Origin of the sequence: Amycolatopsis ponsaeliensis (genome assembly GCF_030182635.1) — a bacterium.
Classification (GTDB): domain Bacteria; phylum Actinomycetota; class Actinomycetes; order Mycobacteriales; family Pseudonocardiaceae; genus Amycolatopsis; species Amycolatopsis ponsaeliensis.
Genome location: NZ_JAPZLD010000018.1, coordinates 60,809 through 82,862 on the forward strand (window position 1 = coordinate 60,809; position 22,054 = coordinate 82,862).

The window sequence follows — 22,054 nt, forward strand, 5'->3', positions numbered from 1 at the left end:
GTTATGCTGGGGGTGTGCCGAAACCCTCCGACACCAAGCAGCGCATCCTCGACGTCGCGCGCGACCTCTTCACGACCCAAGGGGTGCAGCGCACCAGCCTGCAGGACATCGCCGACCGGCTGGGCATCACCAAGCCCGCGCTCTACTACCACTTCCCCTCGCGCGACGACCTCGTCCGCAGCATCGTCCAGCCCATGCTCGACGACGGCGAGAACTTCCTCCTCGCCCAGGAAGCGCGCGGGGACGCGCCGGTGCGGGAGCTGATCGAAGGGTTCTTCGACTTCAACTACCGCCACCGCGCGGACGTGATCATGCTGCTGGCCGAGATGCCCACGCTGGCCGACCTGGGACTCATCGACCGGGTACTGGCCTGGCGGACCCGGCTCACCGAGCTGATCTGCAGCCCCGAGCCCACCCTCGCGGAGCAGGCGCGCGCCATCCTCGCGCTGGGCGGCCTGCAGGACGTCTGCATGCAGTTCCCCGACGCCCCGGTCGACGAGCTCAAGGCCGCGGCGGTCGCTGGGGCACTGGACGCACTCGGGCGCTAACGCACCGCCGCGCGGTCGATGATCGCGCCGGTGTCCACCCCGGCCGGCAGGGTGCCGAACGCGATGCCCCAGTCGCCGCCGAAGCGGGACGCGCAGAACGCGTCCGCGACCGCCGGGTGGCCGTGGCGCACCAGCAGCGATCCCTGCAGCACCAGCGCCATCGCCTCGACCACCCGCCGCGCGCGGTACTCGATCGCGTCGAGGTCGGTCAGCTCCTTGCGGACCCGGTCGACGGCGTCGTCGAGCCGCGCGTCGCCGCCGGCCGCCCGCTCGACCTCGGCGAAGAACGCCGCGACCGACTCCGGCTGCTTTCCCATGGCGCGCAACGCGTCCAGCGCGGCGACGTTGCCTGAGCCTTCCCAGATGGACGACAGCGGCGCCTCGCGGTAGAGCCGCGGCATGCCCGACTCCTCGACGTACCCGTTGCCGCCGAAGCATTCGAGGGCTTCGGCCGCGTGCATCGGGGCCCGCTTGCACACCCAGTACTTCGACACGGCCAGGCCGAGCCGCCGGAACGCCTGCTCCTGCTGGTCGTCGCGCCGGTCGCCGGGCGCGGCCAGCCGCATCGCCACCGTCGTCGCAGCTTCGGACTCGACCACGAGATCCGCGAGCACGTTCGCCATCAGCGGCTGGTCGACCAGCGCCTTGCCGAAGGCGTGCCGGTGGGTCGCGTGGTGGATCGCGCGGACCGCGCCCAGCCGCATGCCGGACGCGCTGCCGAGAGTGCAGTCCAGGCGGGTGTTGTTGACCATCTCGATGATGGTCCGCACCCCGCGGCCTTCCTCGCCGACGAGCCAGCCGACGGCGTGGTCGTACTCGATCTCCGAGGACGCGTTGGAGCGGTTGCCGAGCTTGTCCTTCAGCCGCTGCAGCCGGATCGGGTTGCGCGAGCCGTCGGGCAGGACGCGGGGGAGCAGGAAGCAGGAGAGCCCGCCGGGTGCCTGGGCCAGCGTCAGGAACATGTCCGACATCGGTGCCGAGGTGAACCACTTGTGCCCGACGAGGGTGTAGCTGCCGTCGGCGCTCGGGGTCGCGGTGGTCGTGTTGGCGCGGACGTCGGAGCCGCCCTGCTTCTCGGTCATCGACATGCCCGCGATCAGGCCGCGTTTGGTGCTCGGCTCCCGCAGCCCGAAGTCGTACTCGGTCGCGGCCAGCAGCGGCTCGTACCGCGCGGCCAGCTCCGGGTTGGCCCGCAGTGCCGGGATCGCCGCGTAGGTCATCGAAATCGGGCAGCTGTGCCCGGCCTCGACCTGGCCCCAGACGTAGAACTTCGCCGCCCGGGCCGCGTGCGCGCCCTCGCGCGGGTCCTGCCACGGCGTGCCGTGCAGGCCGTGCGAGACCGCGACGGTCATCAGGTCGTGCCAGTACGGGTGGAATTCGACCTCGTCGATGCGGTGGCCGTACCTGTCGTGGGTGCGCAGGACCGGCTCGTTCTCGTTGACGACGCGGCCCCACTCCTGGGCCTGCTCGCTCCCGGCGAGGCGGCCCAGCTCGTGCAGCTCGTCCGAGGCCCAGTCCGCGCCGGCCCGCTCGAGCCCGGCCAGCAGCGTGGGGTCGTCGGCGACGTCGTGGCCCTGCAGCGGCGGGACCTGGTTGGTGACCTCATGCGTGGTGGACATCGGAACCTCCTAGAGCGCGGATGACGAACGTGCGGAGCTCGGCGACGTCACCGGCGTTGCCGCTGGTCAACGGGCCGATCAGGACTTCGGCGGCGGCACCCACCAGCGCGGCGGCGGTCAGCCGGCCATCCTGCGGCGGCAGCGCGCCGGCTTGGACCCCGGCCGCGACGTGCTCGGCGACGACGTCGGTGAACGCCCGCCGGAACTCGAGCCGTTCGGCATCGATCCGCGCGTCGACCGGTTCGGCGAGCAGGGCGTAGGCCTGACGGGGTGCTTTGAGGGCGCGCTGGGCGAAGGTCTCGAAGACGGCCAGGACGCGTTCGGCGGGTTCGCCGGGCTGGGCGGACGCGGCCCGGACGGCGTCGACCTCCCGCGTCACGACCTGCCGGAACACGTGCACGACCAAGTCGGCCTTGGTGGGGAAGTGCTGGTAGACGCTCCCGACGGCCACGCCGGCCCGTTCGGCGACGGCGGAGACGGAGCAGCCGCCGTAGCCGTGCTCGGCGAGCTGTTCGGTCGCCGCGGCGACGATCGTCTCGCGCTGGGCATCGAGCCGTTCCTGGACCTTCGGGGTGCGACGGTAGGGCACGTCAAGAAGTGAAGCACTGATTCATTGCTTCAGTCAACGCTCCAGGAGCCGCTTGGCGCCCCGGACCTCAGCCTCGACGTCGGCGCCCGCGCAGTGCCGAGCGGAACCGGAATTCGGTGACGTTCCCGTCCCGGTGCACCCAGTCGATGCGGCCCAGCTTGCGGTCGACGGCTCGGACACGAGGTCCGTCGCCGACATTCAGGCCGCGCCGCCTGGCTCGGCTCCTCCGTCAAAGCGCTCGACCTGCGCGACTGAGGAACCCCTCCACCGCCCGCGGCGACCGCAGCTCCACCACGTCCACATCGGACGCCGCGAGCACCCGCCGCACCTTCGGCAGGTACCGCCGGCGATACGTCAGCAACCACGACCAGAAATCCCACCGCTCACGACCCCGGCGCAGCGCCCGCCACCCGCACCGCAGCGGCGACAGGTTCAGCAGCACCGCCGTGTCGGCTGCCGCGGCCCGGACCTCCAGCGCGTCGTACGGCCCGAGGTCGCCGTCGAGGATCCACCGTGGTCCCGCCGCCAGCTCCTGCTGCCGGGCCACCCAGGCCGGGCGGGACAACCCCACCGGCCAGAACACGCTGTCCAGCTCCACCACGGGCAGCCCGGTCCGCGCCCCGAGCCGGCGCGCGAACACCGACTTCCCGGACCCGCCGCACCCCAGCACCAGCACCCGCTCCACACCGTCATTCTCGCGCTTGCGCTGGAGCGCACTCCAGCTCTTACCGTCGACGTCATGACGCAGCACAAGATCGGCTCCGGCTTCGGCGCCACCAGCACCGCGGCCGAGGTTCTCGCCGGCATCGACCTGACCGGCAAGCTCGCCCTCGTCACCGGCGGCTACTCCGGCATCGGCCTGGAGACCACCCGCGCCCTGGCCGACGCCGGCGCCCACGTCGTCGTCCCCGCCCGGCGGCGCGGCGCGGCCGAGGAAGCCCTTGCCGAGACCGCGAACGCCGAGGTCGGCGAACTCGACCTCGCCGACCTCGACAGCGTCCGCGCCTTCGCCCGCGACTTCCTCGGCACCGGCCGCCGTCTCGATCTCGTCGTCGGGAGCGCCGGTGTCATGGCCTGTCCCGAGACCCGCGTCGGCCCCGGGTGGGAAGCGCAGTTCGCCACCAACCACCTCGGTCACTTCGCCCTGGTCAACCACCTCTGGCCGGCCATCGCCGACGGCGCCCGCGTCGTCTCCGTGTCCTCGCGCGGGCACCACTTCTCGCCGATCCGCTGGGACGACGTCCACTTCGGACACGGCTACGACCGGTGGCTCGCCTACGGGCAGGCCAAGACCGCCAACGTCCTGTTCGCCGTGCACCTCGACCGGCTCGGACGCGACCGCGGCGTGCGGGCCTTCGCCCTGCACCCCGGCTCGATCATGACCAACCTCCTGCGCCACATCCCCCAGGACGAGTGGCGCGCCAACGGCTGGGTCGACGAGCACGGCACCCCGACCGGCTACTTCAAGACGCCCGAAGCCGGTGCCGCCACGCAGGTCTGGGCCGCCACCTCGCCCCGGCTCGACGGCCTGGGCGGGGTCTACCTCGAAGACTGCGACGTCGCCGAGCCCGCCCCCGACGAGGACGGCGTCGCCGACGTCCGCCACCGCGTCGGCGTCCGCGGCTACGCCGTCGACCCCGAGCAGGCCGCGCGGCTCTGGGCGCTGTCGGCCGAGCTCACCGGCGTCGACGCTACTTCCCGGTGATCACGCCGACCGCGATGCCGAGGATGGCCGTGTTGTAGACGAACGCCACCACGCTGTGCGTCAGCACGGTGTAGCGGATCGGCCGCGCCTGAACCTCCACATCGGACGTCGCGAACGACGTCCCCACGGTGAAGGCGAAGTAGGCGAAGTCGAGCAGGTTCGGCCGTTCCGTCGCCGGGAATCGCAGTCCGGGGGCCGGCGCGGCCCGGTAGTGCAGGTGCGCGTAGCGGTCGGCGTACCCGAAGTGCAGCAGGATCCACGCCGCCAGCACCGCCGGCACCGCGCTGATCTGCAGCACCGTCGCGTATTCGCCGTCCTCTTCGGCGATCACGTTCGCCGCCAGGATCAGCAGGCCCGCCGACATCCCGACCACGCTCACCAGCAGCGTCGCCGCGAAGCTCGAGCGGCGTCCCAGCAGGCTGTGCAGCCACGTCGGTTCGGCGTCGGCCGCGAGCCGATAGCGGCGGATCCGCAGGAACCGGGTCGCGATCACCGCCACCGCCAGCACGTCCCACGCCAGCAGGAACACCACGTCCAGCCCCGTGTCCGGCGCGAGCAGCCACCCCAACCCCAGCAGCACCAGCAGGAACTCCGCGCACTGGTACCAGATCCTCCGCAGACGACGCACCGCGCGAAGCTAACGGCCCCCGCGTGCGACGGCACGCCGGATCACCTGGTCAGGTGGCGCGAGGCACCAGCGCGACCAGATACCGGCAGGGCAGCGACCCCGGGTTGGCGAACACGCGCTCGGACGCGGTCCCCAGCTGCAGGCAGTCCCCGGCGTCCAGTTCGTGCACCTCGGAGCCTTCCCGGAAGCGCAGGTGCCCCTCCAGCACCCAGATCTGCTGGTGCAGGAACGCGCTCGCCAGCAACGGCACCTCCGCACCCGGCGGCAGCTCGATCTCGACCAGCTCGAGCGGGCGGCCGGCGGCGGGAGAGATGGCGCGCCGCCGGTAGCCCGTGTCCGGATCCACCCACACCGGCTGCTCGGCCGCGCGCACCAGCCGCCGCTCGTCACCTTCGGCCCGCGCGATCAGCTCCGAGAGCGTCATGCCGAGCGCCGCCGACAGCTTCGCCAGCAACGCCGCCGTCGGCTGCACGTCGCCCCGCTCGATCTTGCCGATCATCGCCCGCGACACCCCGGACGTCTCGGCCAGCGCGGCCGCCGAGAGCCCGTGGGACGTCCGCGCGGCGTGCACGGTGGTGGCCAGGCGAGCGGTCAGGGGGTCGGTCAGGGGGTCGGTCATGGGTTGATACTATACGACCACTTCTGGCTACCATATGAGCCATGCCGATTCGAGACGCCACTTCCGACGACGCGGCCGCCTGCGCCGCCCTCTACGCGCCCTACGTCACCGACACCGTCATCTCGTTCGAGACCGAACCGCCCCCTGTGGCCGAAATGGCCCGGCGGATCGACGACGCCCACGCCTGGTTCGTCCTCGAAGACGACGGCCATATCACCGGATTCGCCTACGCCCACCCGTTCGCCGAACGCGCCGCCTACCGGTGGTCCTGCGAGACGAGCATCTACCTCGAACGCGGCCGCCGTCGCACCGGCGCGGGCCGCGCGCTGTACGAGACGTTGTTCGAACGGTTGCGGGACAACGGCTTCTGCCGCGCGTTCGCCGGGATGACGCTCCCGAACGACGCCAGCGCCGGCCTGCACCGCGCCCTCGGGTTCGAGCCGGCGGGCGTCTATCGCCGGGTGGGGTGGAAGCACGGCGCGTGGCGTGACGTCGCCTGGGTCCAGAAGGACCTGAACGCAACCAATGGTTGCGCATCGCCGCCGGGACGGCTAACGTGACACGCAACCAAACGTTGCACAAGGAGCAGGCATGGAATACGGAACGCTCGACCGCGAGATCCACATCGACGCCACCCCCGAGGTCGTCTTCGACGTCGTCAGCAGCCCCGAGCACCTGCGCGAGTGGTGGCCTGACGAAGCCGAGTACCCCGTCGAGCCCGGCGGTGAAGGCCGCATCGGCTTCGGCGGCAGCTGGGTGCGGTTCACCGTCGTCGACGCCGTCCCGCCGAAACTGTTCTCCTTCCGCTGGACCCACGCCGACGGGGAGACCGCCGCGACCGGCAACTCGTTCCTCGTCGTCTTCGAGCTCGAACCCACCGCCACCGGCACCCGCCTCCGGATGACCGAGACCGGCTTCCGCGAACAAGGCTGGGACGAGGCCAAGATCGCCGCCGAGTACGCCGACCACGTCAGCGGCTGGGACCACTTCCTGCCCCGCCTGCCCGGCTACGCGGTCAAGGTCGGAACGACGACCGCGTGAGCACCGCCGTGGACGACGACCTCTGGTCGGCCATCGGCGACCCCACCCGCCGCCGCATGCTCGACCTGCTCCTCAGCCAAGGCAGCGCCACCGCGACCAGCCTGAGCGAGCACCTCCCGGTGACCCGCCAGGCCGTCGCGAAGCACCTCACCGTCCTCGACCGCGTCGGCCTCGTGCACGCGAGCACCGCCGGCCGCGAGAAGCACTACCGCGTCGACGAAGCCCAGCTGGCCCGCGCCGTCGCGCAGCTCGCCGACGTCGGCGCCGCCTGGGACGCCCGGCTCCGCCGGATCAAGCGCATCGCCGAAACCATCCAGAAGAACCTCTAGAGAGGCACGACCATGGACATCCTGCACCGCATCGGCATCGAGAAGTCGTCGCCGGAGAAGGTCTACGAGGCGGTCACCACCCTCGACGGCCTGTCCGCGTGGTGGGCCCGGAAGACCGTCGGGGACACCGAACTCGGCGGCGTCATCGCGTTCCGGTTCACCGCCGGCGGCTTCGACATGAAGGTCACCGAGCTCGACCCGGGCCGGGTCGTCCGCTGGGAGGTCGTCGACGGACCGCCCGAATGGGTCGGCACGACGATCCGCTGGGACATCGAGCAGCGCGGCGACTACACGATCGTCCTGTTCAAGCACGAAGGCTGGCGCGAGGCCGGCGAGTTCATGCACCACTGCAGCACCAAGTGGGCCATCTTCCTGATGAGCCTCAAACAGCTCCTGGAGACCGGGGAGGGCGCCCCGGACCCGCAGGACGTGGCGATCGGCGACTGGCACTGACCACCGTCACCAGCCCTCCGTCAGCACGTGGTCGAGCGCGTCGGCGAAGAAGCCGGCGTCGGCGGCGGTCAGTCCGAGCGGTGGCTTGACCTTCAGTACGCACAGGCGGTCCGACGCCGGCTGCATGATCACGCCCAGCTCGCGCAGCCGTTCGCAGATGGCCGCGGTCTCGGCGGTCGCCGGTTCGAGCGTCTCGCGGTCCCGCACCAGTTCGACGCCGAGGTAGAGACCCATGCCGTGCACCGCGCCGATGAGCGGGTGCCGGTCGGCGAGGTCGAGCAGCCGCCCGCGCAGCTGGGCACCCACCAGGAGGGCGTTGCCCTGCAGGTCCTCGTCGCGCAGGACGTCGAGCACGGTCAGGCCGGCGACGCAGCTGACCGGGCTGCCGCCGGCCGAAGAGAAGAAGTAGCCCTGCTCGCGGTAGCCCTCGGCGATCTCCCGTGACGTGATGACGGCGCCGAGCGGGTGCCCGTTGCCCATCGCCTTGGCGACGGTGACGACGTCGGGGACGACGCCCTGCTGTTCGAAGCCCCAGAAGTGCTCGCCCAGCCGGCCGTAGCCGACCTGCACCTCGTCGGCGACGCACAGCCCGCCGGTGCGGCGCACGGCGGCGTAGACCGCGGCGAGGTAGCCGTCGGGCAGCGCCATTCCGCCGGCGTTGCCGTAGAACGGCTCGGCGAGGAACGCCGCCGGCGGGTGCCCGAGGGCGGCCATCCGTTCCACCTGGGCGACGGCGTCGTCGGCGTACCGGTGGGCGTCGGCGCCGCGGTACCGGCCGCGGTAGGTGTTGGGTGCGGCGAGCGGGTGCACCCACCCCGGCCGGGTCGCCAGGGCGTTGGGGTTGTCGGCGACGGACGTCGAGACGGCGTCCGTCGCGTCGGACCAGCCGTGGTAGGCCTCCCGCACGGTCACGACGTCGCGGCGGCCGGTGTTCGCCCAGGCCAAGCGCAACGCGAGGTCGACGGCCTCGGTGCCGCTGTTGACCAGGAACACCGTGTCCAGGGGCGCGGGCAGCAGCGCGGCGAGGCGTTCGGAGAACTCGACCACGGCCCGGTAGTGGAACCGGGAGTTGGTGTTGAGCAGCCGCCATTGCCGTTCGATCGCCTCGGCGAGGCGAGGGTGGCCGTGGCCCAGGATCGAGACGTTGTTGACCATGTCCAGGTAGGACCGGCCACCGACGTCGAACAGGTGCCGCCGCCAGCCGCGTTCGATCCGCGGCGGCTCGGCGTAGTAGTGCTCCTGCACCGGCGCGAACGCCTGGTCCCGGCGCGCGAGCAGGTCGTCCGCCGTCGGCTCGTGCCCGCCGGGGACGACCAGCGGCGTCGGGTCGGGGCACACGCGTGCCCACGCTTCGGCCATCGCCGGGGTCACGAAGAACGGTGGCCGCTCGGCGAGCCGGGTGACCTGGACCCGGACGGAGGTCGCGCGGCCGAGGACGTCTCCCGTGGTCACGGTCCCGGTGGCCACGTCCTGCAGCGATCCGGTCAGCCACAGGGTCTCGGCGCCGCCGAGGGCGACGGCGTCGTCGTGCACCTCGACGGTCCCCGGCCACGGCGCGCGGATCTCGAACGGGGTCTCGGACAGCAGTTCGGCGCCGAGCCCGGTCGTCGCCGGGGCGACCGGGGAGTTGAGCTGGGTGCGGGTCAGCCGGGCTTGCAGGTACGGGATGACCGAAAGACCCGAGGGCGGGCGCGACTCGGCGTCCTCGGCGAGAAACCGTCCATTGTGGAGCAGTGGGCTCGTGACCGACAAGTCCAGGAGGGCGGCGTGCCCGGTCACGATCGGCGTGCCGACGGCGGCGGGCCGGGAAGTCGCGGGCCGCAAGGCCGACCGGACCAGCTCGGTGCCGACGGCGAGCGGGATCGACGTCGCGGCCGCGAAGATCCGCCATTCGCGTTCGAGGTTCGCAGCGGCGTAGGCGTTGGCGCGGTCGATGCTCGCCTGGTGCCGCCCGCTGACCATGAGCGACGCCGCCCGCAGCACGATCAGGGGCCACAGCGCGGTCAGTTCGTCGTCGGAGACCGGCCGGACGCGGCCGAACGCACGGATCGCGGGCAGCACGGCCGAGAGGTCGGTGCCCGCGTCCGGCAGCAGCGCCGAGCACGTCACGGCCAGTTCGGCGATCGCCCAGCTGTGGGTGAGGTCGCCGAAGTCGATGACGCCGACCGGGTACGGCCTGCCGTCGTCGCCGGGAGCCGCGATCACGTTGTCCGCAGTCAGGTCGCCGTGGACCGCCTGCACCGGCAACCGGCCGGCGACCGGCACCAGCGCCGTCGCGGCGGCGTCCGCCGCTCGGCGTGCGGCGTCCGGTCCACCCGGGACGGTGACGAACTCGGCCAGCTTCGCCACCACTTCATGGGCGTGGCGCAGGTCCCACTGCAGCTCACGCCGGGGCAGCGGGCCCTCGAACGTCGCGAGCGCGGCGGACGTGCGCCCGGCCAGCTCACCGAGCGCGGCCACGACCGGCGGGGCGAGGTAGCGCGCGGCGCCGAGGGAGTCGCCGTCGATGTAGGTCACCAGCCGGGCCACAGTGGACTCCCCGGCGGGCTGGATGGTGCGGCCGTCGATCCCCGGCACCGGCTCGGGCGCCCGGATCCCGCAGTGTCGGGCGACGTGCGCGGCCGCGCGGTCCTGGGCGTCCAGGTCGTCGGCCGTGAACGCCGGGTTCGACACCTTCAACACGAAAGTGCCGCCCGAGGCGACGATCCGGAAGTTGGCGTCCTGCTGGCTGCCCAGCTCCTCGGCGATGCCGTCGACGCCGTAGCGCTCGCGGGCCAGGGCTTCGGCTTCGGCGGCGGAGATCTTCGGCGTCGCCAGCGCCTCTTGCTCGGCGAAGTGGAAGGTGCTCATGCGCGCTCCTCGGCGATCGAGTTGCCTCCGTCGACGACGAGGCACTGCCCCGTGACGTAGGACGAGGACGGGGTGCACAGGTAGGCGATCAGGCCGGCGACCTCGGCGGCCGTGCCGCTGCGGCCCAGCGGGGTGCGCAGGCCCTGGGCGTGTTCGCGGGCGGTCTGCGAGCCGGTGGCGATCCAGCCGGGCGCGACGGCGTTGACGGTGACGCCGTCGGCCGCGGCGGCCAGGGCCAGCCCGCGGACCAGCCCTACGACACCGGCTTTGGCGGCGCCGTAGGCGACTTCGCCCCGCATGGCCATCACAGGCCCGGTCAGGCTGGCCACCACGACGAGCCGCCCGGCGCCGCTCGCCTTCAGCACCGGCAACGCCGCCTGGGCGAGCAGGAACGCGGCGTCGAGGTCGCGGGCGAGCACCGCGCGCCAGGCGTCGAACGTGCAGCCATCAGGTGCCGGGGCCACCACCGAGGTCATGCCCGCGCAGTGGACCACGACGTCGAGCCGGCCAAACCGGGACAGCGCCGTCGCGACCAGGTCCTCCGCGGTCTCGGGCCGGGTCAGGTCGCCCGCCACAGCGGCCGTGCCGGTGGGCAGCTCCTCCACCCGGTCGTGGACGCGGTCGCTGTGGCCGGACACGACCAGCGACGCACCCAGTCCGCCCAGCACCGACGCGGCGGCGAAGCCGATCCCGCGCGGGCTGCCGGCACCGGTCACCACGGCCACCCGGCCGCCGAGACCGAAGGGGTCACCAGGCACGGCCGAGCACCTCGTCCAGCACGGTCCCGAACAGGTCCGCGTCGGCGGCGATGAACGTCAGCGGCGGCTTGAGCTTGAGGACGTTCCCGGCCGCGCCGGTCGGGTGGACGAGCACGCCTTCGTCCTTCATCAGCTCGCTGACGTGCAGTGCCTCGGCCGCGGCCGGTTCCCGGGATGCCCGGTCCCGGACCAGTTCGACGCCGAGGTACATGCCGTGCCCGCGGACGTCGCCGATCAGGTCGTGGCGGGCGGCGACCGCGTCGAGGACGTCCTTGAAGTGCCGTCCGGTGTCCGCGGCGTGCCGCTGCAGGTCCTGTTCGGCGATCTCGTCGAGTACCGCGAGGCCGATCGCGCACGAGACGGGGTTGCCGCCGAAGGTGTTGAAGTACTTCATGCCGGTGTCGAAGGTGTCGGCGATCTCGCGGGTGGTCACCACGGCCGCGAGGGGGTGGCCGTTGCCGATCGGCTTGCCCATCGTGACGATGTCCGGCACGACGCCCTGGCTTTCGAAGCCCCAGAAGACGTCGCCGAGGCGGCCGAAGCCGACCTGGACCTCGTCGGCGACGCAGAGCCCGCCCGCGGCGCGGACGGCGGCGTAGGCCTCGGCGAGGTAGCCGCCGGGGTAGAAGACGCTGCCGGCCGTGCCCAGCACCGACTCCGCGAGGAACGCCGCCGGCGGGGTGCCCGCCGCGGTCAGCCGCTCGACCTGACGCCGGACATCGGCGGCGTAGGCGGTTCCGGCGGCCGGGTCGTCGTAGCCGACGCGGCCGCGGTAGCCGTTGGGCTGCTCGACCTCGTGGGTCGTGGGGTCGGGTCCCGTGCCGCCCGGCCCCTGGTACCGGTTGGGACTCAGCCCGGTCAGCACGCCGGTGTTGCCGTGGTAGGCGCCGTCGACGACGAGGACGTCGCGACGGCCGGTGACCTGCCGGGCCATCCGGACGGCCAGGTCGTTGGCCTCGCTGCCGCTGCAGACGAGGAACACGACGTCGAGGGGAGCCGGCAGGGTCGCGGTGAGCCGCTCGGCGTACTCGGCGATGCCGGGGTAGAGGAACCGGCTGTTGGTGTTGAGCTTGCGCAGCTGGGCGGTGGCCGCGGCGACGACGCGGGGGTTGGCGTGCCCGACGTGGCTGACGTTGTTGATCGCGTCGAGGTAGGCGCGGCCCCGGTCGTCGTAGAGCCAGGTGCCTTCGCCGCCGACGAGGGTCATCGGCCGCCGGTAGTAGGACCGCTGGGACCGCGCGATGTGGGTTTCGCGGGCGGCGAGGACCCGGCGCGTGTCCCAGGTGGACTCTCCTCGCGGCAAGCCCAGGAACCCGGCTGGGTCGGGGGAAACACGCGACCAGGCTCCCGCCAGCGACGGCGTCACCGGACCGGCCGGCGCTCGCGACGCCGTCTCCAGGGAACGGAAGAGGGCGACCTGGACCCGGGTGCCGCGGCCGATCGGCTCGCCCGCGGCCAGGGAGTCCCGGGCCGGCGCGGAGACGCCGGTCCAGCGCGACCAGACATCGCCGTGACGCAGGATCAAGGCTCCTTCGGCGCTCTCGACCACCGCGTCCAGGGGTGTGCAGACGGTCAACGGTTCCGGTGACTCGACGGCGAGACCGAGCCGTAGCGTCGCGGACTCCCCATGCACGGTCGTCCGGCGCACCCGGCCCTCGGGCGCGAGGTGCGGGGACACTTCGGCGGGCGGGTCCGGGAACGCCGGTCGTGCCCCGACGACGGCGGGCACAGCGTCGTCACGCCCGGCGGCCTCCCGCAACACCGCCTCGGCCAGTTCCGGCGGGATCGCGGCGAGGGCGTCGATGGTCGGCCGGGTGTGGCGCATCCGCTCGTTACCGTAGGCGGTGCCGCGCCGCGTCCAGGTGACGGCGTTGACGCACAGCCTGGCCGCGGCCAGCGGAAAGAGCACCGCCAGTTCCGCGTCCTCGAGGTCGCCTTCGGCCGCGTATCCGCGCACCACCGCCGCGGCCGCGGCCAGCGGATCGGGCTTGCGCAGCATCGCGTACGCGACGGCGACCGCGAGTTCCCCGACGCGGGCGGTGTGCAGGGCGTCGCCGAAGTCGAGGACCGCGTTGACGTGGTGCCGGCCGTCCGGGCCGCGCCGGACGAGGACGTTGAAGTCGTTGAGGTCCTGGTGCACCACCGCCCGCGGCAACGACGGCCCGTGCCGCTCCACCACCCGCGCGTACGCCCCGGGAAGTTCCTCGACGCCGATCGCTTCCGCCGCCCGGAGCACGTCCCAGTACCGGGGCGCCGAATCGGGTGGCTTGGGCGCGTCGGCCAAGACGCGTACCAGCCCTGCCGCCGTAGCCCCGAGTTCTTCCAGGAGCTCCGGCGAGTGGGTGTCCAGTTCGGACAGTGTGCGGCCGTCCAGCCAGGTCTGGACGGAGATCGTGCGGCCGTCCCGGACCACGACGGTGTCGCCGTCGAGCGCCGGGAGGACTCGCGGCACCCGGAGGCCGGCCGCGGCGGCGAGGTGCATCAGCTCGTGCTGCCAGCGGATCCGCGCCACGTCGGCGCCGGGCGGCGAGACCTTGACGACGACCCGGGAGCCGTCGGACAGCAGCACCGCCGAGTTCTCGTCGAGCTCGCCGCCGAGCGCCGTCGTGTCGAGACCGTGCAGGCCGTAGCGCTCTTCGAGCACGCTCACCGCGTCACCTCGGGGTGGTCGATGCGCTCGTGCAGCTTGAGGTTGGCGAAGAACGCCGCGACGACCGTCGCGAGCAATACGAACACCGCGGTGAACAGCGCGCCCGTCGCCGGCGGTTCGGCTGTGCCGCCGGCCTGTTCGCGGGCGGAGCCGTTGAGGAACGGCACCACGGCGAGCACCGCGACCCCCACCACGGCCTCGAGGGTCACGATCTTCGGGAAGTGCCCGACCGCGATCGCGAACACCGAGCGGGTGTCCCCGGCCGCCCGCAGCCGCGCGATCCGGGGGAGCAGCACGAACTCGTTCACCGCGCCGCACCCGATCAGGACCGCGACCAACGCGATCTTGAGCAGCAGGAACCGGCCGTAGGGCGTCTCCCACAGCTGGGCGGGCGAGCCGACGGACTTCCAGCCGAGCCAGAGGCCCGAGACGATCACGACGCCGACGCAGACCTCGGCTGCCACGCTGAACCGCCGCCAGATCCGGCCCCAGACCAGCCCGGCCGCCTCGCTCAGCCGGGCGCGGGCCCTGGCGAGCGCGACCAGCGCGACGATGCCGCCCACCCACGTGCAGCCCGCGATCGGGTGCGCGTAGCTCAGCACGGTCATCGTCCACGTGTCGGCGGTCTGCCCGTCGAGGGTGCCGGGGATCGCGGTGACCAGCTGGGCGACGACGAGCAGCGGGAAGGTGACCGCGGCGATCGTCCCGGCGCGGTCACGCAGCGACCGCCGGAACAGCAGGATCGGCAGGACCGCCGACGCCGCGAACAGCACGTAGGTGACGAGCACCAGGCAGCCGGGGGAGACCCACGCGCCGTGCTTCGCGGGCACGGTGAGGTACGCCCAGATCGCCGACGGCGCGAGGCCGTCACCGAAGGACATCCCGTCGGTCGCGCGGGCCGCCTTGCCCGCCAGCTGCGGGTAGAGCGCGGCCAGCAGCACCACCCCCGACCACGCCATGACCAGGGTGGACCGTCCGGTGAGGACGGTCCGGTCGGCCGGATCGGCGTCGCGCAGGGCCGGCCGGACCGCCGTCCAGTGGACGAGCGTCGACCCCATCACGGCGGCCAGCCCGGCGAAGTAGCCGAACTTCGTGACCAGGCGCCACAGCGGCGGGACGACGTCGGCGTCGACGGCCGCGGCGAGGATCGCGCTCATGCGCTCTCACCTCGACGGGCCGCGATCAGCTCACCGAAGAACTCGCGGACCACCGGCAGCACCGGCGAAGCCTGGTGCGCGACCCCCGGAACCAGCACGAACCGCACGTCGACGCCGTGGGCGGCGAAGTCGCGTTCGAGCGTCCGCAGCCGCTCGACCCGGGTGGCGCCGGTCTTCTCGGCACCGTCCATCCAGTTCGGCTCGCCCGGGTTGGTGATCTCCCAGGTCTCGACGTCGTCCTCGCCGGCGACCATCAGGACCGGCACCCGGCGCAGCGCGTCGAGGTCGATCGCCCGGCCGAAGCGCTTCTCGAAGTCGGCCGTGCCCAGCCACCACGGCAGCGTGTCGTCGAGCCGCGTGATCCGGCCGGGGGCACCGATGGACAGGCCCGCCAGCCGCTCCGGGTGCAGGTAGCCGAAGCGGTGTGCGAACTGGCCGCCGCCGGAGAAGCCGTGCAGGTAGAACCGCTCGGGGTCGACCGGGTAGCGCTGCGCGACCTCCTCGACCATCGCCAGCAGCACCCGGTCGAACCGGATGCCCCGGTACTCGAGGAACTTGAAGTTGTGCAGGTCGGCGGGATCGTCGATGCCGGCCGGGAACAGCGGGGCCAGCACGAGGGCGCCGTGCTCGTCGGCGAAGGACCGGAGGTGGTCGCGGTAGAGCAGGAAGTTGCGTTCGGTCCCGTGCTGGACGACGACCAGCGGCGCCCGCGGGCCCAGCTCTTCCGGCACGTAGAGGCAGTAGCTGAATCGCTGGTCGTACTTCGAGGCGAACACGGGCGTGCGGCCCCGGCTCCAGAAGTCGGCGGTGGATGGTCTGTCGGTGCTCATGCGAGCGCACTCCTCTGCTCGAACGCGGCTCGCAGCTCGGCGACCCGCTCGGGCTGCCAGTCGGGCCCGGGAGCCGACGACAGCAGCATTTCGGTGTAGGGATGGCGGGGCCGGCGCAGGACCTCGGCGGTGTCGCCGTGCTCGACGGCCTCGCCCCGGTACATCACGAGCGTCCGGTCGGTCACCTCGGCGACGACGGCCAGGTCGTGGCTGACGAACACCAGGCTCACGCCCGAGTCACGGCGGATTTCGTTCAGCAGCGCCAGGATCTGCGCCTGGACCGAGACGTCCAAAGCGGACACGGCCTCGTCCAGGACCAGCACGGCCGGGTCGACGGCCAGTGCCTTGGCGATCGCGACCCGCTGCCGCTGCCCGCCGCTGAGCTGGTGCGGCCGCGAACCGGCCAGTTCGTCATCGAGCCCGACCCGGTCCAGCAGCCCTTGGACGCGCTCGGCTGTCGCGGCCCGCGACAGCCCCGGCTGGTGCCTGCGCAGGACGTCCCGCAGGGCGTGGTCGACCGTCAGCCGGCGATCCAGTGAGCCGTACGGGTCCTGGAACACCATCTGTGCCTCGCGCGCCCGGGCCAGCCGGGCTTTGCCGCCGCGGGCCGTCCAGCTCCGGTCGCGCCCGCCGAAGGTGACAGTGCCGGCGTCGGGGCGTGCCAGGCCGACGATCATCCGGGCGAGCGTCGTCTTGCCCGACCCCGACTCGCCGACCAGACCGAGGGAACCACCCGCGGGCAGGGAGAACCCGATGTCCCGGACGGCCGCGACCGCCTTCCCGCCGCGACGCGCCGGGAACGTCTTGGTGAGGCCGTTCACCACGAGTGCGTCAGGCATGACCGTGCTCCCGTTCCGGCAGGCGCGGCGTCGCGTCGGCCAGTGCCCTGGTGTAGGGGTTGGCGGGGTCGACGAACACCGTCTTCCCCGGCTGTTCGTCGACGATCGAGCCCTCCCGCATGACGTACACGCGGTCGCAGCACGCCCCGGCGAGCAGCAGGTCGTGCGTGATGAACAGGACGGCCAGCCCCCGCTCGCGCCGCAGCCGCCGCAGCAGGGCCAGCACCTCCGCCTGGGTCGTCACGTCCAGGGCGCTGGTCGCCTCGTCGGCCAGCAGCAGCCGAGGGTTCGTGCTCAACGCCGCGGCGATCGAGACGCGCTGCAGCATCCCGCCGGAGAGCTGGTGCGGGTACTTGCGCAGCAGCTGGTCCGGCTCCCGCAGGCCCACCTCGGCCATCAGGTCGAGCAGCCGCCGGGTCGCCTCGGCGCGGGCGATCCCGTGCACGTGGACGAGCCGTTCGGTCGCCGAGTCCCCGATCCGCCGGACCGGGTTCAGCGACGAGCGCGGGTCCTGGAAGATCATCGCCGCGTGCTCGGTGCGGATCGCACGGACACCGGCGGGGTCGTCGGGGGAGACGTCGACCCCACCGACGGAGATCGACCCCGTCGTGTGCGCACCCTCGGGGACGAGCTGCAGCACCGCGCGCGCGGTGGTCGACTTGCCGGATCCCGACTCGCCGACCAGGCCGACGGTTTCGCCGGCTTCGACGTCGAGCGAGACACCCCGCAGGATCCGGCGCGGGCCGTGGGGGAGCGGCACCGTGAGACCGAGGTCCCGGATGGAGAGCAGCACGGCCTACCTCCTCACCGCGAGCTTGTCGGACAGCCGGACGCCGACGACGTTGGTCGCCACCACGACGATCGCGATCGTCAGCCCCGGCACCAGCGCCGGCCCGAGCACGCCCTGGATCACGCCGGTGCGGCTCTCCTCGACCATCAGGCCCCAGTCCGAGCTGGGCGGCTGCGAACCGAACCCGAGGAAGTTCAACGTCGCCAGGCTCATCAGGCCGTCGCCGAACAACACGACGAGGTACCCGAGCAGCGTCGGCACCATGTTCGGCAGCACGTACCGCAGGCACAGCTCGAACCCGCCCGCACCCTGCAGCCGATAGGAGTCGACGTAGGGCCGGGCCAGCTCTTCCAGCGCGATGGCCCGGGTGAACTTCGCGATCACCGGCGCGTAGGCCAAGCCCATGCCCAGCACCGCGGTGACCGTCCCGCTGTCGAACACCGCGATGATCATGATCACGAACAGCAGGCCGGGGAACGCGAACATGACGTCGGTGACGCGGGCGAGCAGCACGTCGACCCAGCCGCGGTGCCAGGCCGCGGTCAGTCCGATGAGGACACCCAGCGCCGTGGCCAGCGCGAGCAGGGCGATGGCACCCAGCAGCGTCGGACGCGCACCGTCGATCACCCGCGACAACAGGTCCCGGCCGAGCTGGTCGGTGCCGAGCCAGTGCGCCGACCCCGGCGGCACCCAGATCGCGTCGAAGCTGGTCGCGGCCGGGTCGTACGGCGTCACCCACGGCGAAAGCACGGCGGCGACGACCGCCAGCGCCAGGATCGCCAAGCAGGGGTAGAAGGCCCAGTCCCGGCGCCGGCGCGGGGCCGCCAAGACGGGCGCGGCGAGGGCGTCGAGGGTCATGCCGCCTCACTCCTCTCCCGCGTGCGCGGGTCGATCAGCGGGTACACGACGTCGACGACGATCGTCACGACCATGTACGCCAGCACCATGTAGAGCAGGATCGCCTGCACCACGGGGAAGTCGTGCGCGTTGATGGAGTCGACGAGCATGCTGCCGACACCGCTGAGGCCGAACACCGACTCGATCACCACGGTGCCGGCGAGCATGCTCGCGATGATCAGCCCGCACATCGTCACGACCGGGCCGAGCGAGTTGCGCAGCACGTGCCGCCGGACGACCTTGCGCCGCGGCAGCCCGAAACTGCGTGCCACCTCGACGTGCTCCAGGCTCTGCTGCTCCACCATCGTCTGCCGGGTCACCCGCGACACGACGGCGAGCGCCCCGAGTGCCAGCGCGATCGCCGGCAGCGTCAGGTGGTAGAGCCGGTCGGCGAACCCGTCGCCGCTGCCGGACACCTCGAACCAGCCCAGCTGCACCGCGAACACCGACACCAGCACCAGCGCCACCACGAAGTGCGGCACCGACGTGAGGAACGTCGTGACCCCGGTGATCGCCGAGTCGGCCACACCGCCACGCCTGAGCGCCGACACCACCCCGAGCAGCACGCCGGCCACCACGAACAGCAGGGCGGCCATCGCCACCAGCAGCACCGTGACCGGCAGCCGGCTGCTCATCAGGTCCGCCACCGGCTGCTTGTAGACGAACGACGTACCCAGGTCACCGTGCACGACACCCTTGACCCACAGGAAGTACTGCTGCGGGAACGAGTCGTCCAGGTGGTAGGCCGCCCGCACCGCGGCGATCCGGTCCGGCGTCCGGTCCTCGGGGTTCTTGATCAGGAAGGTCAGCGGATCACCCGGGGCGGCGAACATCCCCGCGAAGATCACGAACGAGCTGACGGCCAGCGTGAGCAGCAGGGCCCCGAGCCGCCGGGCCAGAGTCACCACGGCTCAGCCCTTCGTGCCCAGGTCGGCCGCCCACGGGTAGTAGCGGTACGAACCGGAAGCCGGCACCCCGGTCACCTTTCCGGAAAGCGCCACTGTGCTGGGGCTGAGGATCGCGCTGATCCACGGCTTCGCGTCCGACCACCGCTGCGCGAGCTGAGTGGCGATCTTCGCGCGCGCGGCGTCGTCGAGCGCGGCCCGGCCGTCGAGCACCAGCTTGTCGTAGGCCGGATCCTTGAGCACCCACTGCACCTTCGAGCTCGAAGCACCGTTCTTGTAGAAGCCCACCGGGTCGCTCTTGGACACGAAGTAGTCGTCCATGTAGACGTCGGCGCGAGCACGCAGGTCGGTGTTGTCGTAGAAGTCGCCGTACTGCACGGTCGGAATCTGCGTGATCGACGCCTGCAGCCCGATCCGCTGCGCCGCGGCGACCAGGGCGTTGGCCAGGGTGTCGCGGATCGACGACCCGTCGCTGGCCACCACGATCGGCTGGTGGCTGCCTGCACCGAGCAGCTTCTTCGCCTCGGCGATGTCGGCGTCGGACGGCTTGGCGGGGGAGCCGGTCAACTGGTCGTAGGCCGTCTGGAACGCGGCCTTCTCATAACCCCACGCCCCCGAACCGACCGGTTCCTTCCACGGCTGCCCGAGCCCGGCGAAGGCCGCGCGGTTGACGCCGTCACGGTCGACGGCCAGCGAGAGCGCCTTCCGGACCGCCGGATCGGCCAGCCCGCCGCGCTCGGTGACCATGTAGCTCCACACGCGGGTGTCCGGCCCCTGGCTCACGGTGATCCCGGACGTCTTGACCAGCCGGGACGCCGAGGCGATGTTGTCGATGTAGGCGCCCTGCGCGGACCCCGTGACCAGCGAGTTGACGATCGCGTCGTCGGCCGCCCACTTGAACGTGACCTCACCGACCTTGGACGCCCTCGCCGGATCCCAGTAGTGCTCGGCCCGGGTCAGCACGATGCTCGTGCCCGGCTTCCACTCCTTGAGCTGCAACGGACCCGAACACGCGTCCGGGCTCGACGGCGTCCCGAACGCCTTGCCCTCGGCCTCGACGACCTTGCGTTCCTGGATCAGCCCGGCGTCCCCGGCCAGCGCCTCGACGAACACCGCGTCGGGCTGCTTCATCGTGAAGGTCAGTTCGTGCGGGCCGGTCTGGGCGAAAGAGGCGACGTTCGGGAACTCGTCGGACTCGGCGTTGCCGTCGGTGGCGTTGCGCCGCATGCTCCACACGACGTCGTCCATGGTCACCGGAGCGCCGTCGTGGAAGGTGGCGTTGTCCCGGAGCGTGAAGACGAGCTGGGTCGGCGTCTTCCACTCGTACTTCGACGCCAAGCCCGGGCCGACGCTCATGTCCGGCCGCAGCTGGTTCAGTCGTTCGCAGACGTTCGCCATGACGAGGTCGGACTGGTCGTTGGCGTCCGAGTTGGACAGATCGAGGTCGGTCGGTTCCTTGGCCACCAGCCAGGTGGCCCGGTCGAGCTGCCCGGCGGCGGCCGGGGTCGCGTCGACCAGCTTCACGTTCGCCTTGGCGTCGGCGGCCGCGCCGGACGGACCGGAGCCACCGCACGCGGCGGAGAGCACGGCGACCGCGCACAAGGCGGCAGCGGCGGGAATCCGGTGTCTGGGGGAGGATGCGGACATCGTGGTGCTCCTCATCGGTACAGGTTGAACGGAACGAGTTCGTAGGGGTGCTCACAGGGGGAGCCCGGCGCGATGTAGTAGTCGCCGGTGGTGAGGTCGACGCAGCTGGACAGGGTGGTCGACCACTGATCCAGCTCCGGGACCCGCTCGTCGGGGTGTGCGCAGACGGAGTCGGGCCGGCCGAGGTGGTCGGACATCGCCGCGTGGATCGCGGTGCGCACGTCCACCGACTTCTCCGCGCCGGCCGCCTTCCGCAGGCCACGGCGAGCCCGGGGGACACGCACGAGCGAGTCCGGCGACATCAGCCGGCGGTCCGCCTCGGGCGGGTCGGTGGCCTCGTAGTGGTTGCCGTGCACCAGAAGGCCGTCCTCCGGGTACACCCAGCCGTGCCCCGCCGGGGTCGTCTCGACGTCGATCGAGAAACCGTCCCGGTGGGTCAGCAGCGCGTTGCTCGGGATGTGGGCCTTGGTCCACGTGAGCGTCTTGAGCGCGTCGGCGATGTTTTCCGAGTCGAGGACCGCGCGCCGGATCACGGTCTGGGGGACACCGATCGAGTCGTCGATCCGCCCGCCCAGCCCGTTGGCGTTGAGCGCGAGACCCCGCGAATTGGCGCCGTGGCGGCCGATCTGGCCGGCCTCCAGCTGCATGACCAGCGTCGGCTTCGGCGGCTGGACGACCTTCAGCACGACGACCGTGTCGCGGATGGCGTGGCGCCAGTCCCAGTTCTGCCCGGCGTAGACGTGACCGTCGCCCGCCGCACCGTCGGTGAGGGAGAAGGAGGTGCAGCCGTCGATCTCCGGCCGGGCACCGGGCTGGGCGAACCAGTTGTCGTAGGCGATCTCACCACGGCAGTTGAGGGCGACGATCTCGGCCAGCTCGACGCCCGCACCCTCGGCGACACCCGCCATCTCCTCGAGGATCTCGGGGAAGTCCTGCTCGATCAGCAGCCGCCACGGCGCGCTGTGCGCCAGCGCTTCGGGCCAGCTCAGGCCGGCCTGGCGGGCGAAGCTTTCCCGGTAGTAGGCGATGGCGGCCGCGATGAGGTCGGCGGCCTCGGCACCGTACTGCTTGCCGCGGTCGAGCGCGGAGGCGCTCGAGACCTCGATGACTCTGGGACTCGGCATCGGCTTACTCCTGGCGTGTAGATCCCATTACGGAACGCGGTAATGATGTACGATTACGTTCGTGATGGAACGAGAC

Annotated in this window: 22 protein-coding genes; 6 read left to right on the forward strand and 16 right to left on the reverse strand. The window is 72.1% G+C overall.

What is annotated here, in order from left to right; translation table 11 throughout:
* Positions 1-14 precede the first annotated feature (14 nt).
* A complete protein-coding gene (locus tag QQ657_RS25990; protein WP_284744862.1) occupies positions 15-548 on the forward strand; it encodes a TetR/AcrR family transcriptional regulator in 534 nt (177 codons plus the stop codon).
* Here the strand turns inward: QQ657_RS25990 and QQ657_RS25995 are convergent.
* The 3 genes from QQ657_RS25995 to QQ657_RS26005 form a co-directional block, all read right to left on the reverse strand.
* Positions 545-2,167, reverse strand: coding sequence for an acyl-CoA dehydrogenase family protein (locus QQ657_RS25995; RefSeq protein ID WP_284744863.1), 1,623 nt, complete (start codon positions 2,165-2,167; stop codon positions 545-547). The genes QQ657_RS25990 and QQ657_RS25995 overlap by 4 nt on opposite strands.
* Positions 2,151-2,756, reverse strand: a complete 606-nt coding sequence (locus QQ657_RS26000) for a TetR/AcrR family transcriptional regulator (protein ID WP_284744864.1) — start codon at positions 2,754-2,756, stop codon at positions 2,151-2,153. The genes QQ657_RS25995 and QQ657_RS26000 overlap by 17 nt, the downstream gene beginning before the upstream one ends.
* A 229-nt stretch (positions 2,757-2,985) precedes the next feature.
* Positions 2,986-3,441, reverse strand: coding sequence for a P-loop NTPase family protein (locus QQ657_RS26005; RefSeq protein WP_284744865.1), 456 nt, complete (start codon positions 3,439-3,441; stop codon positions 2,986-2,988).
* Positions 3,442-3,495: 54 nt separating this feature from the next.
* Here QQ657_RS26005 and QQ657_RS26010 point away from each other — a divergent pair, with 54 nt between their 5' ends.
* Complete coding sequence (locus QQ657_RS26010) at positions 3,496-4,461, forward strand: SDR family NAD(P)-dependent oxidoreductase (protein WP_284744866.1); 966 nt, start codon at positions 3,496-3,498, stop codon at positions 4,459-4,461.
* Here the strand turns inward: QQ657_RS26010 and QQ657_RS26015 are convergent.
* Positions 4,448-5,089, reverse strand: coding sequence for a DUF1345 domain-containing protein (locus QQ657_RS26015; RefSeq protein WP_284744867.1), 642 nt, complete (start codon positions 5,087-5,089; stop codon positions 4,448-4,450). The two genes, QQ657_RS26010 and QQ657_RS26015, sit on opposite strands and share 14 nt — an antisense overlap.
* 49 nt (positions 5,090-5,138) lie before the next feature.
* Positions 5,139-5,696 (reverse strand): helix-turn-helix domain-containing protein, encoded by a 558-nt coding sequence (locus QQ657_RS26020; RefSeq protein ID WP_284744997.1) that lies wholly within the window; start codon positions 5,694-5,696, stop codon positions 5,139-5,141.
* A gap of 53 nt (positions 5,697-5,749) precedes the next feature.
* Here QQ657_RS26020 and QQ657_RS26025 point away from each other — a divergent pair, with 53 nt between their 5' ends.
* The 4 genes from QQ657_RS26025 to QQ657_RS26040 are packed head-to-tail and all read left to right on the forward strand — an operon-like array spanning position 5,750 to position 7,531.
* Positions 5,750-6,268, forward strand: coding sequence for a GNAT family N-acetyltransferase (locus tag QQ657_RS26025; protein WP_284744868.1), 519 nt, complete (start codon positions 5,750-5,752; stop codon positions 6,266-6,268).
* A 31-nt stretch (positions 6,269-6,299) separates the two neighbouring features.
* The gene (locus QQ657_RS26030; protein ID WP_284744869.1) at positions 6,300-6,749 is read left to right on the forward strand and encodes an SRPBCC domain-containing protein; all 450 of its coding nucleotides are present in this window, start codon (positions 6,300-6,302) and stop codon (positions 6,747-6,749) included.
* Positions 6,746-7,078, forward strand: a complete 333-nt coding sequence (locus QQ657_RS26035; protein ID WP_284744870.1) for an ArsR/SmtB family transcription factor — start codon at positions 6,746-6,748, stop codon at positions 7,076-7,078. The genes QQ657_RS26030 and QQ657_RS26035 overlap by 4 nt, the downstream gene beginning before the upstream one ends.
* Positions 7,079-7,090: 12 nt before the next feature.
* Positions 7,091-7,531, forward strand: a complete 441-nt coding sequence (locus tag QQ657_RS26040; protein WP_284744871.1) for an SRPBCC family protein — start codon at positions 7,091-7,093, stop codon at positions 7,529-7,531.
* A 6-nt stretch (positions 7,532-7,537) separates the two neighbouring features.
* Here QQ657_RS26040 and QQ657_RS26045 read toward each other — a convergent pair whose 3' ends face one another.
* Genes QQ657_RS26045 through QQ657_RS26095 form a run of 11 tightly spaced genes read right to left on the reverse strand, consistent with a single transcriptional unit; the run spans position 7,538 to position 21,978 of the window.
* Entirely contained in the window at positions 7,538-10,381 is a 2,844-nt protein-coding gene (locus QQ657_RS26045; protein WP_284744872.1) for an aminotransferase, read from the reverse strand.
* Positions 10,378-11,139 carry an SDR family NAD(P)-dependent oxidoreductase gene (locus QQ657_RS26050; protein ID WP_284744873.1) on the reverse strand — a complete coding sequence of 254 codons (762 nt, stop codon included), beginning with the start codon at positions 11,137-11,139 and terminating at the stop codon, positions 10,378-10,380. The genes QQ657_RS26045 and QQ657_RS26050 overlap by 4 nt, the downstream gene beginning before the upstream one ends.
* Entirely contained in the window at positions 11,129-13,789 is a 2,661-nt protein-coding gene (locus QQ657_RS26055) for an aminotransferase class III-fold pyridoxal phosphate-dependent enzyme (protein WP_284744874.1), read from the reverse strand. Before QQ657_RS26055 ends, QQ657_RS26050 begins: the two co-directional genes overlap by 11 nt.
* Positions 13,786-14,946: a DUF4149 domain-containing protein gene (locus tag QQ657_RS26060; RefSeq protein ID WP_284744875.1), complete on the reverse strand. Its 1,161-nt coding sequence runs from the start codon at positions 14,944-14,946 to the stop codon at positions 13,786-13,788. Before QQ657_RS26060 ends, QQ657_RS26055 begins: the two co-directional genes overlap by 4 nt.
* On the reverse strand, positions 14,943-15,776 hold the full coding sequence (locus tag QQ657_RS26065; RefSeq protein ID WP_284744876.1) for an alpha/beta hydrolase family protein: 834 nt from the start codon (positions 15,774-15,776) through the stop codon (positions 14,943-14,945). The genes QQ657_RS26060 and QQ657_RS26065 overlap by 4 nt, the downstream gene beginning before the upstream one ends.
* Positions 15,773-16,615: an ABC transporter ATP-binding protein gene (locus QQ657_RS26070; RefSeq protein WP_284744877.1), complete on the reverse strand. Its 843-nt coding sequence runs from the start codon at positions 16,613-16,615 to the stop codon at positions 15,773-15,775. The genes QQ657_RS26065 and QQ657_RS26070 overlap by 4 nt, the downstream gene beginning before the upstream one ends.
* Positions 16,608-17,408: an ABC transporter ATP-binding protein gene (locus tag QQ657_RS26075; RefSeq protein ID WP_284744878.1), complete on the reverse strand. Its 801-nt coding sequence runs from the start codon at positions 17,406-17,408 to the stop codon at positions 16,608-16,610. Before QQ657_RS26075 ends, QQ657_RS26070 begins: the two co-directional genes overlap by 8 nt.
* Positions 17,409-17,411: 3 nt before the next feature.
* Positions 17,412-18,263, reverse strand: a complete 852-nt coding sequence (locus QQ657_RS26080; RefSeq protein WP_284744879.1) for an ABC transporter permease — start codon at positions 18,261-18,263, stop codon at positions 17,412-17,414.
* Positions 18,260-19,210 carry an ABC transporter permease gene (locus QQ657_RS26085; protein WP_284744880.1) on the reverse strand — a complete coding sequence of 317 codons (951 nt, stop codon included), beginning with the start codon at positions 19,208-19,210 and terminating at the stop codon, positions 18,260-18,262. The genes QQ657_RS26080 and QQ657_RS26085 overlap by 4 nt, the downstream gene beginning before the upstream one ends.
* 3 nt (positions 19,211-19,213) lie before the next feature.
* A complete protein-coding gene (locus QQ657_RS26090; protein ID WP_284744881.1) occupies positions 19,214-20,854 on the reverse strand; it encodes an ABC transporter substrate-binding protein in 1,641 nt (546 codons plus the stop codon).
* 11 nt (positions 20,855-20,865) lie between these two features.
* Positions 20,866-21,978: a C45 family autoproteolytic acyltransferase/hydrolase gene (locus tag QQ657_RS26095; RefSeq protein WP_284744882.1), complete on the reverse strand. Its 1,113-nt coding sequence runs from the start codon at positions 21,976-21,978 to the stop codon at positions 20,866-20,868.
* Between the last annotated feature and the right edge of the window lie 76 nt (positions 21,979-22,054).

What these genes read in the sequence shown, in the direction of transcription:
- QQ657_RS25995 (WP_284744863.1), bottom strand. Translation starts at nt 2,167, where the DNA reads ATGTCCACCACGCATGAGGTCACCAACCAGGTCCCGCCGCTGCAGGGC.
- QQ657_RS26010 (WP_284744866.1), top strand. Translation starts at nt 3,496, where the DNA reads ATGACGCAGCACAAGATCGGCTCCGGCTTCGGCGCCACCAGCACCGCG.
- QQ657_RS26025 (WP_284744868.1), top strand. Translation starts at nt 5,750, where the DNA reads ATGCCGATTCGAGACGCCACTTCCGACGACGCGGCCGCCTGCGCCGCC.
- QQ657_RS26030 (WP_284744869.1), top strand. Translation starts at nt 6,300, where the DNA reads ATGGAATACGGAACGCTCGACCGCGAGATCCACATCGACGCCACCCCC.
- QQ657_RS26040 (WP_284744871.1), top strand. Translation starts at nt 7,091, where the DNA reads ATGGACATCCTGCACCGCATCGGCATCGAGAAGTCGTCGCCGGAGAAG.
- QQ657_RS26045 (WP_284744872.1), bottom strand. Translation starts at nt 10,381, where the DNA reads ATGAGCACCTTCCACTTCGCCGAGCAAGAGGCGCTGGCGACGCCGAAG.
- QQ657_RS26060 (WP_284744875.1), bottom strand. Translation starts at nt 14,946, where the DNA reads ATGAGCGCGATCCTCGCCGCGGCCGTCGACGCCGACGTCGTCCCGCCG.
- QQ657_RS26065 (WP_284744876.1), bottom strand. Translation starts at nt 15,776, where the DNA reads ATGAGCACCGACAGACCATCCACCGCCGACTTCTGGAGCCGGGGCCGC.
- QQ657_RS26070 (WP_284744877.1), bottom strand. Translation starts at nt 16,615, where the DNA reads ATGCCTGACGCACTCGTGGTGAACGGCCTCACCAAGACGTTCCCGGCG.
- QQ657_RS26080 (WP_284744879.1), bottom strand. Translation starts at nt 18,263, where the DNA reads ATGACCCTCGACGCCCTCGCCGCGCCCGTCTTGGCGGCCCCGCGCCGG.
- QQ657_RS26090 (WP_284744881.1), bottom strand. Translation starts at nt 20,854, where the DNA reads ATGTCCGCATCCTCCCCCAGACACCGGATTCCCGCCGCTGCCGCCTTG.
- QQ657_RS26095 (WP_284744882.1), bottom strand. Translation starts at nt 21,978, where the DNA reads ATGCCGAGTCCCAGAGTCATCGAGGTCTCGAGCGCCTCCGCGCTCGAC.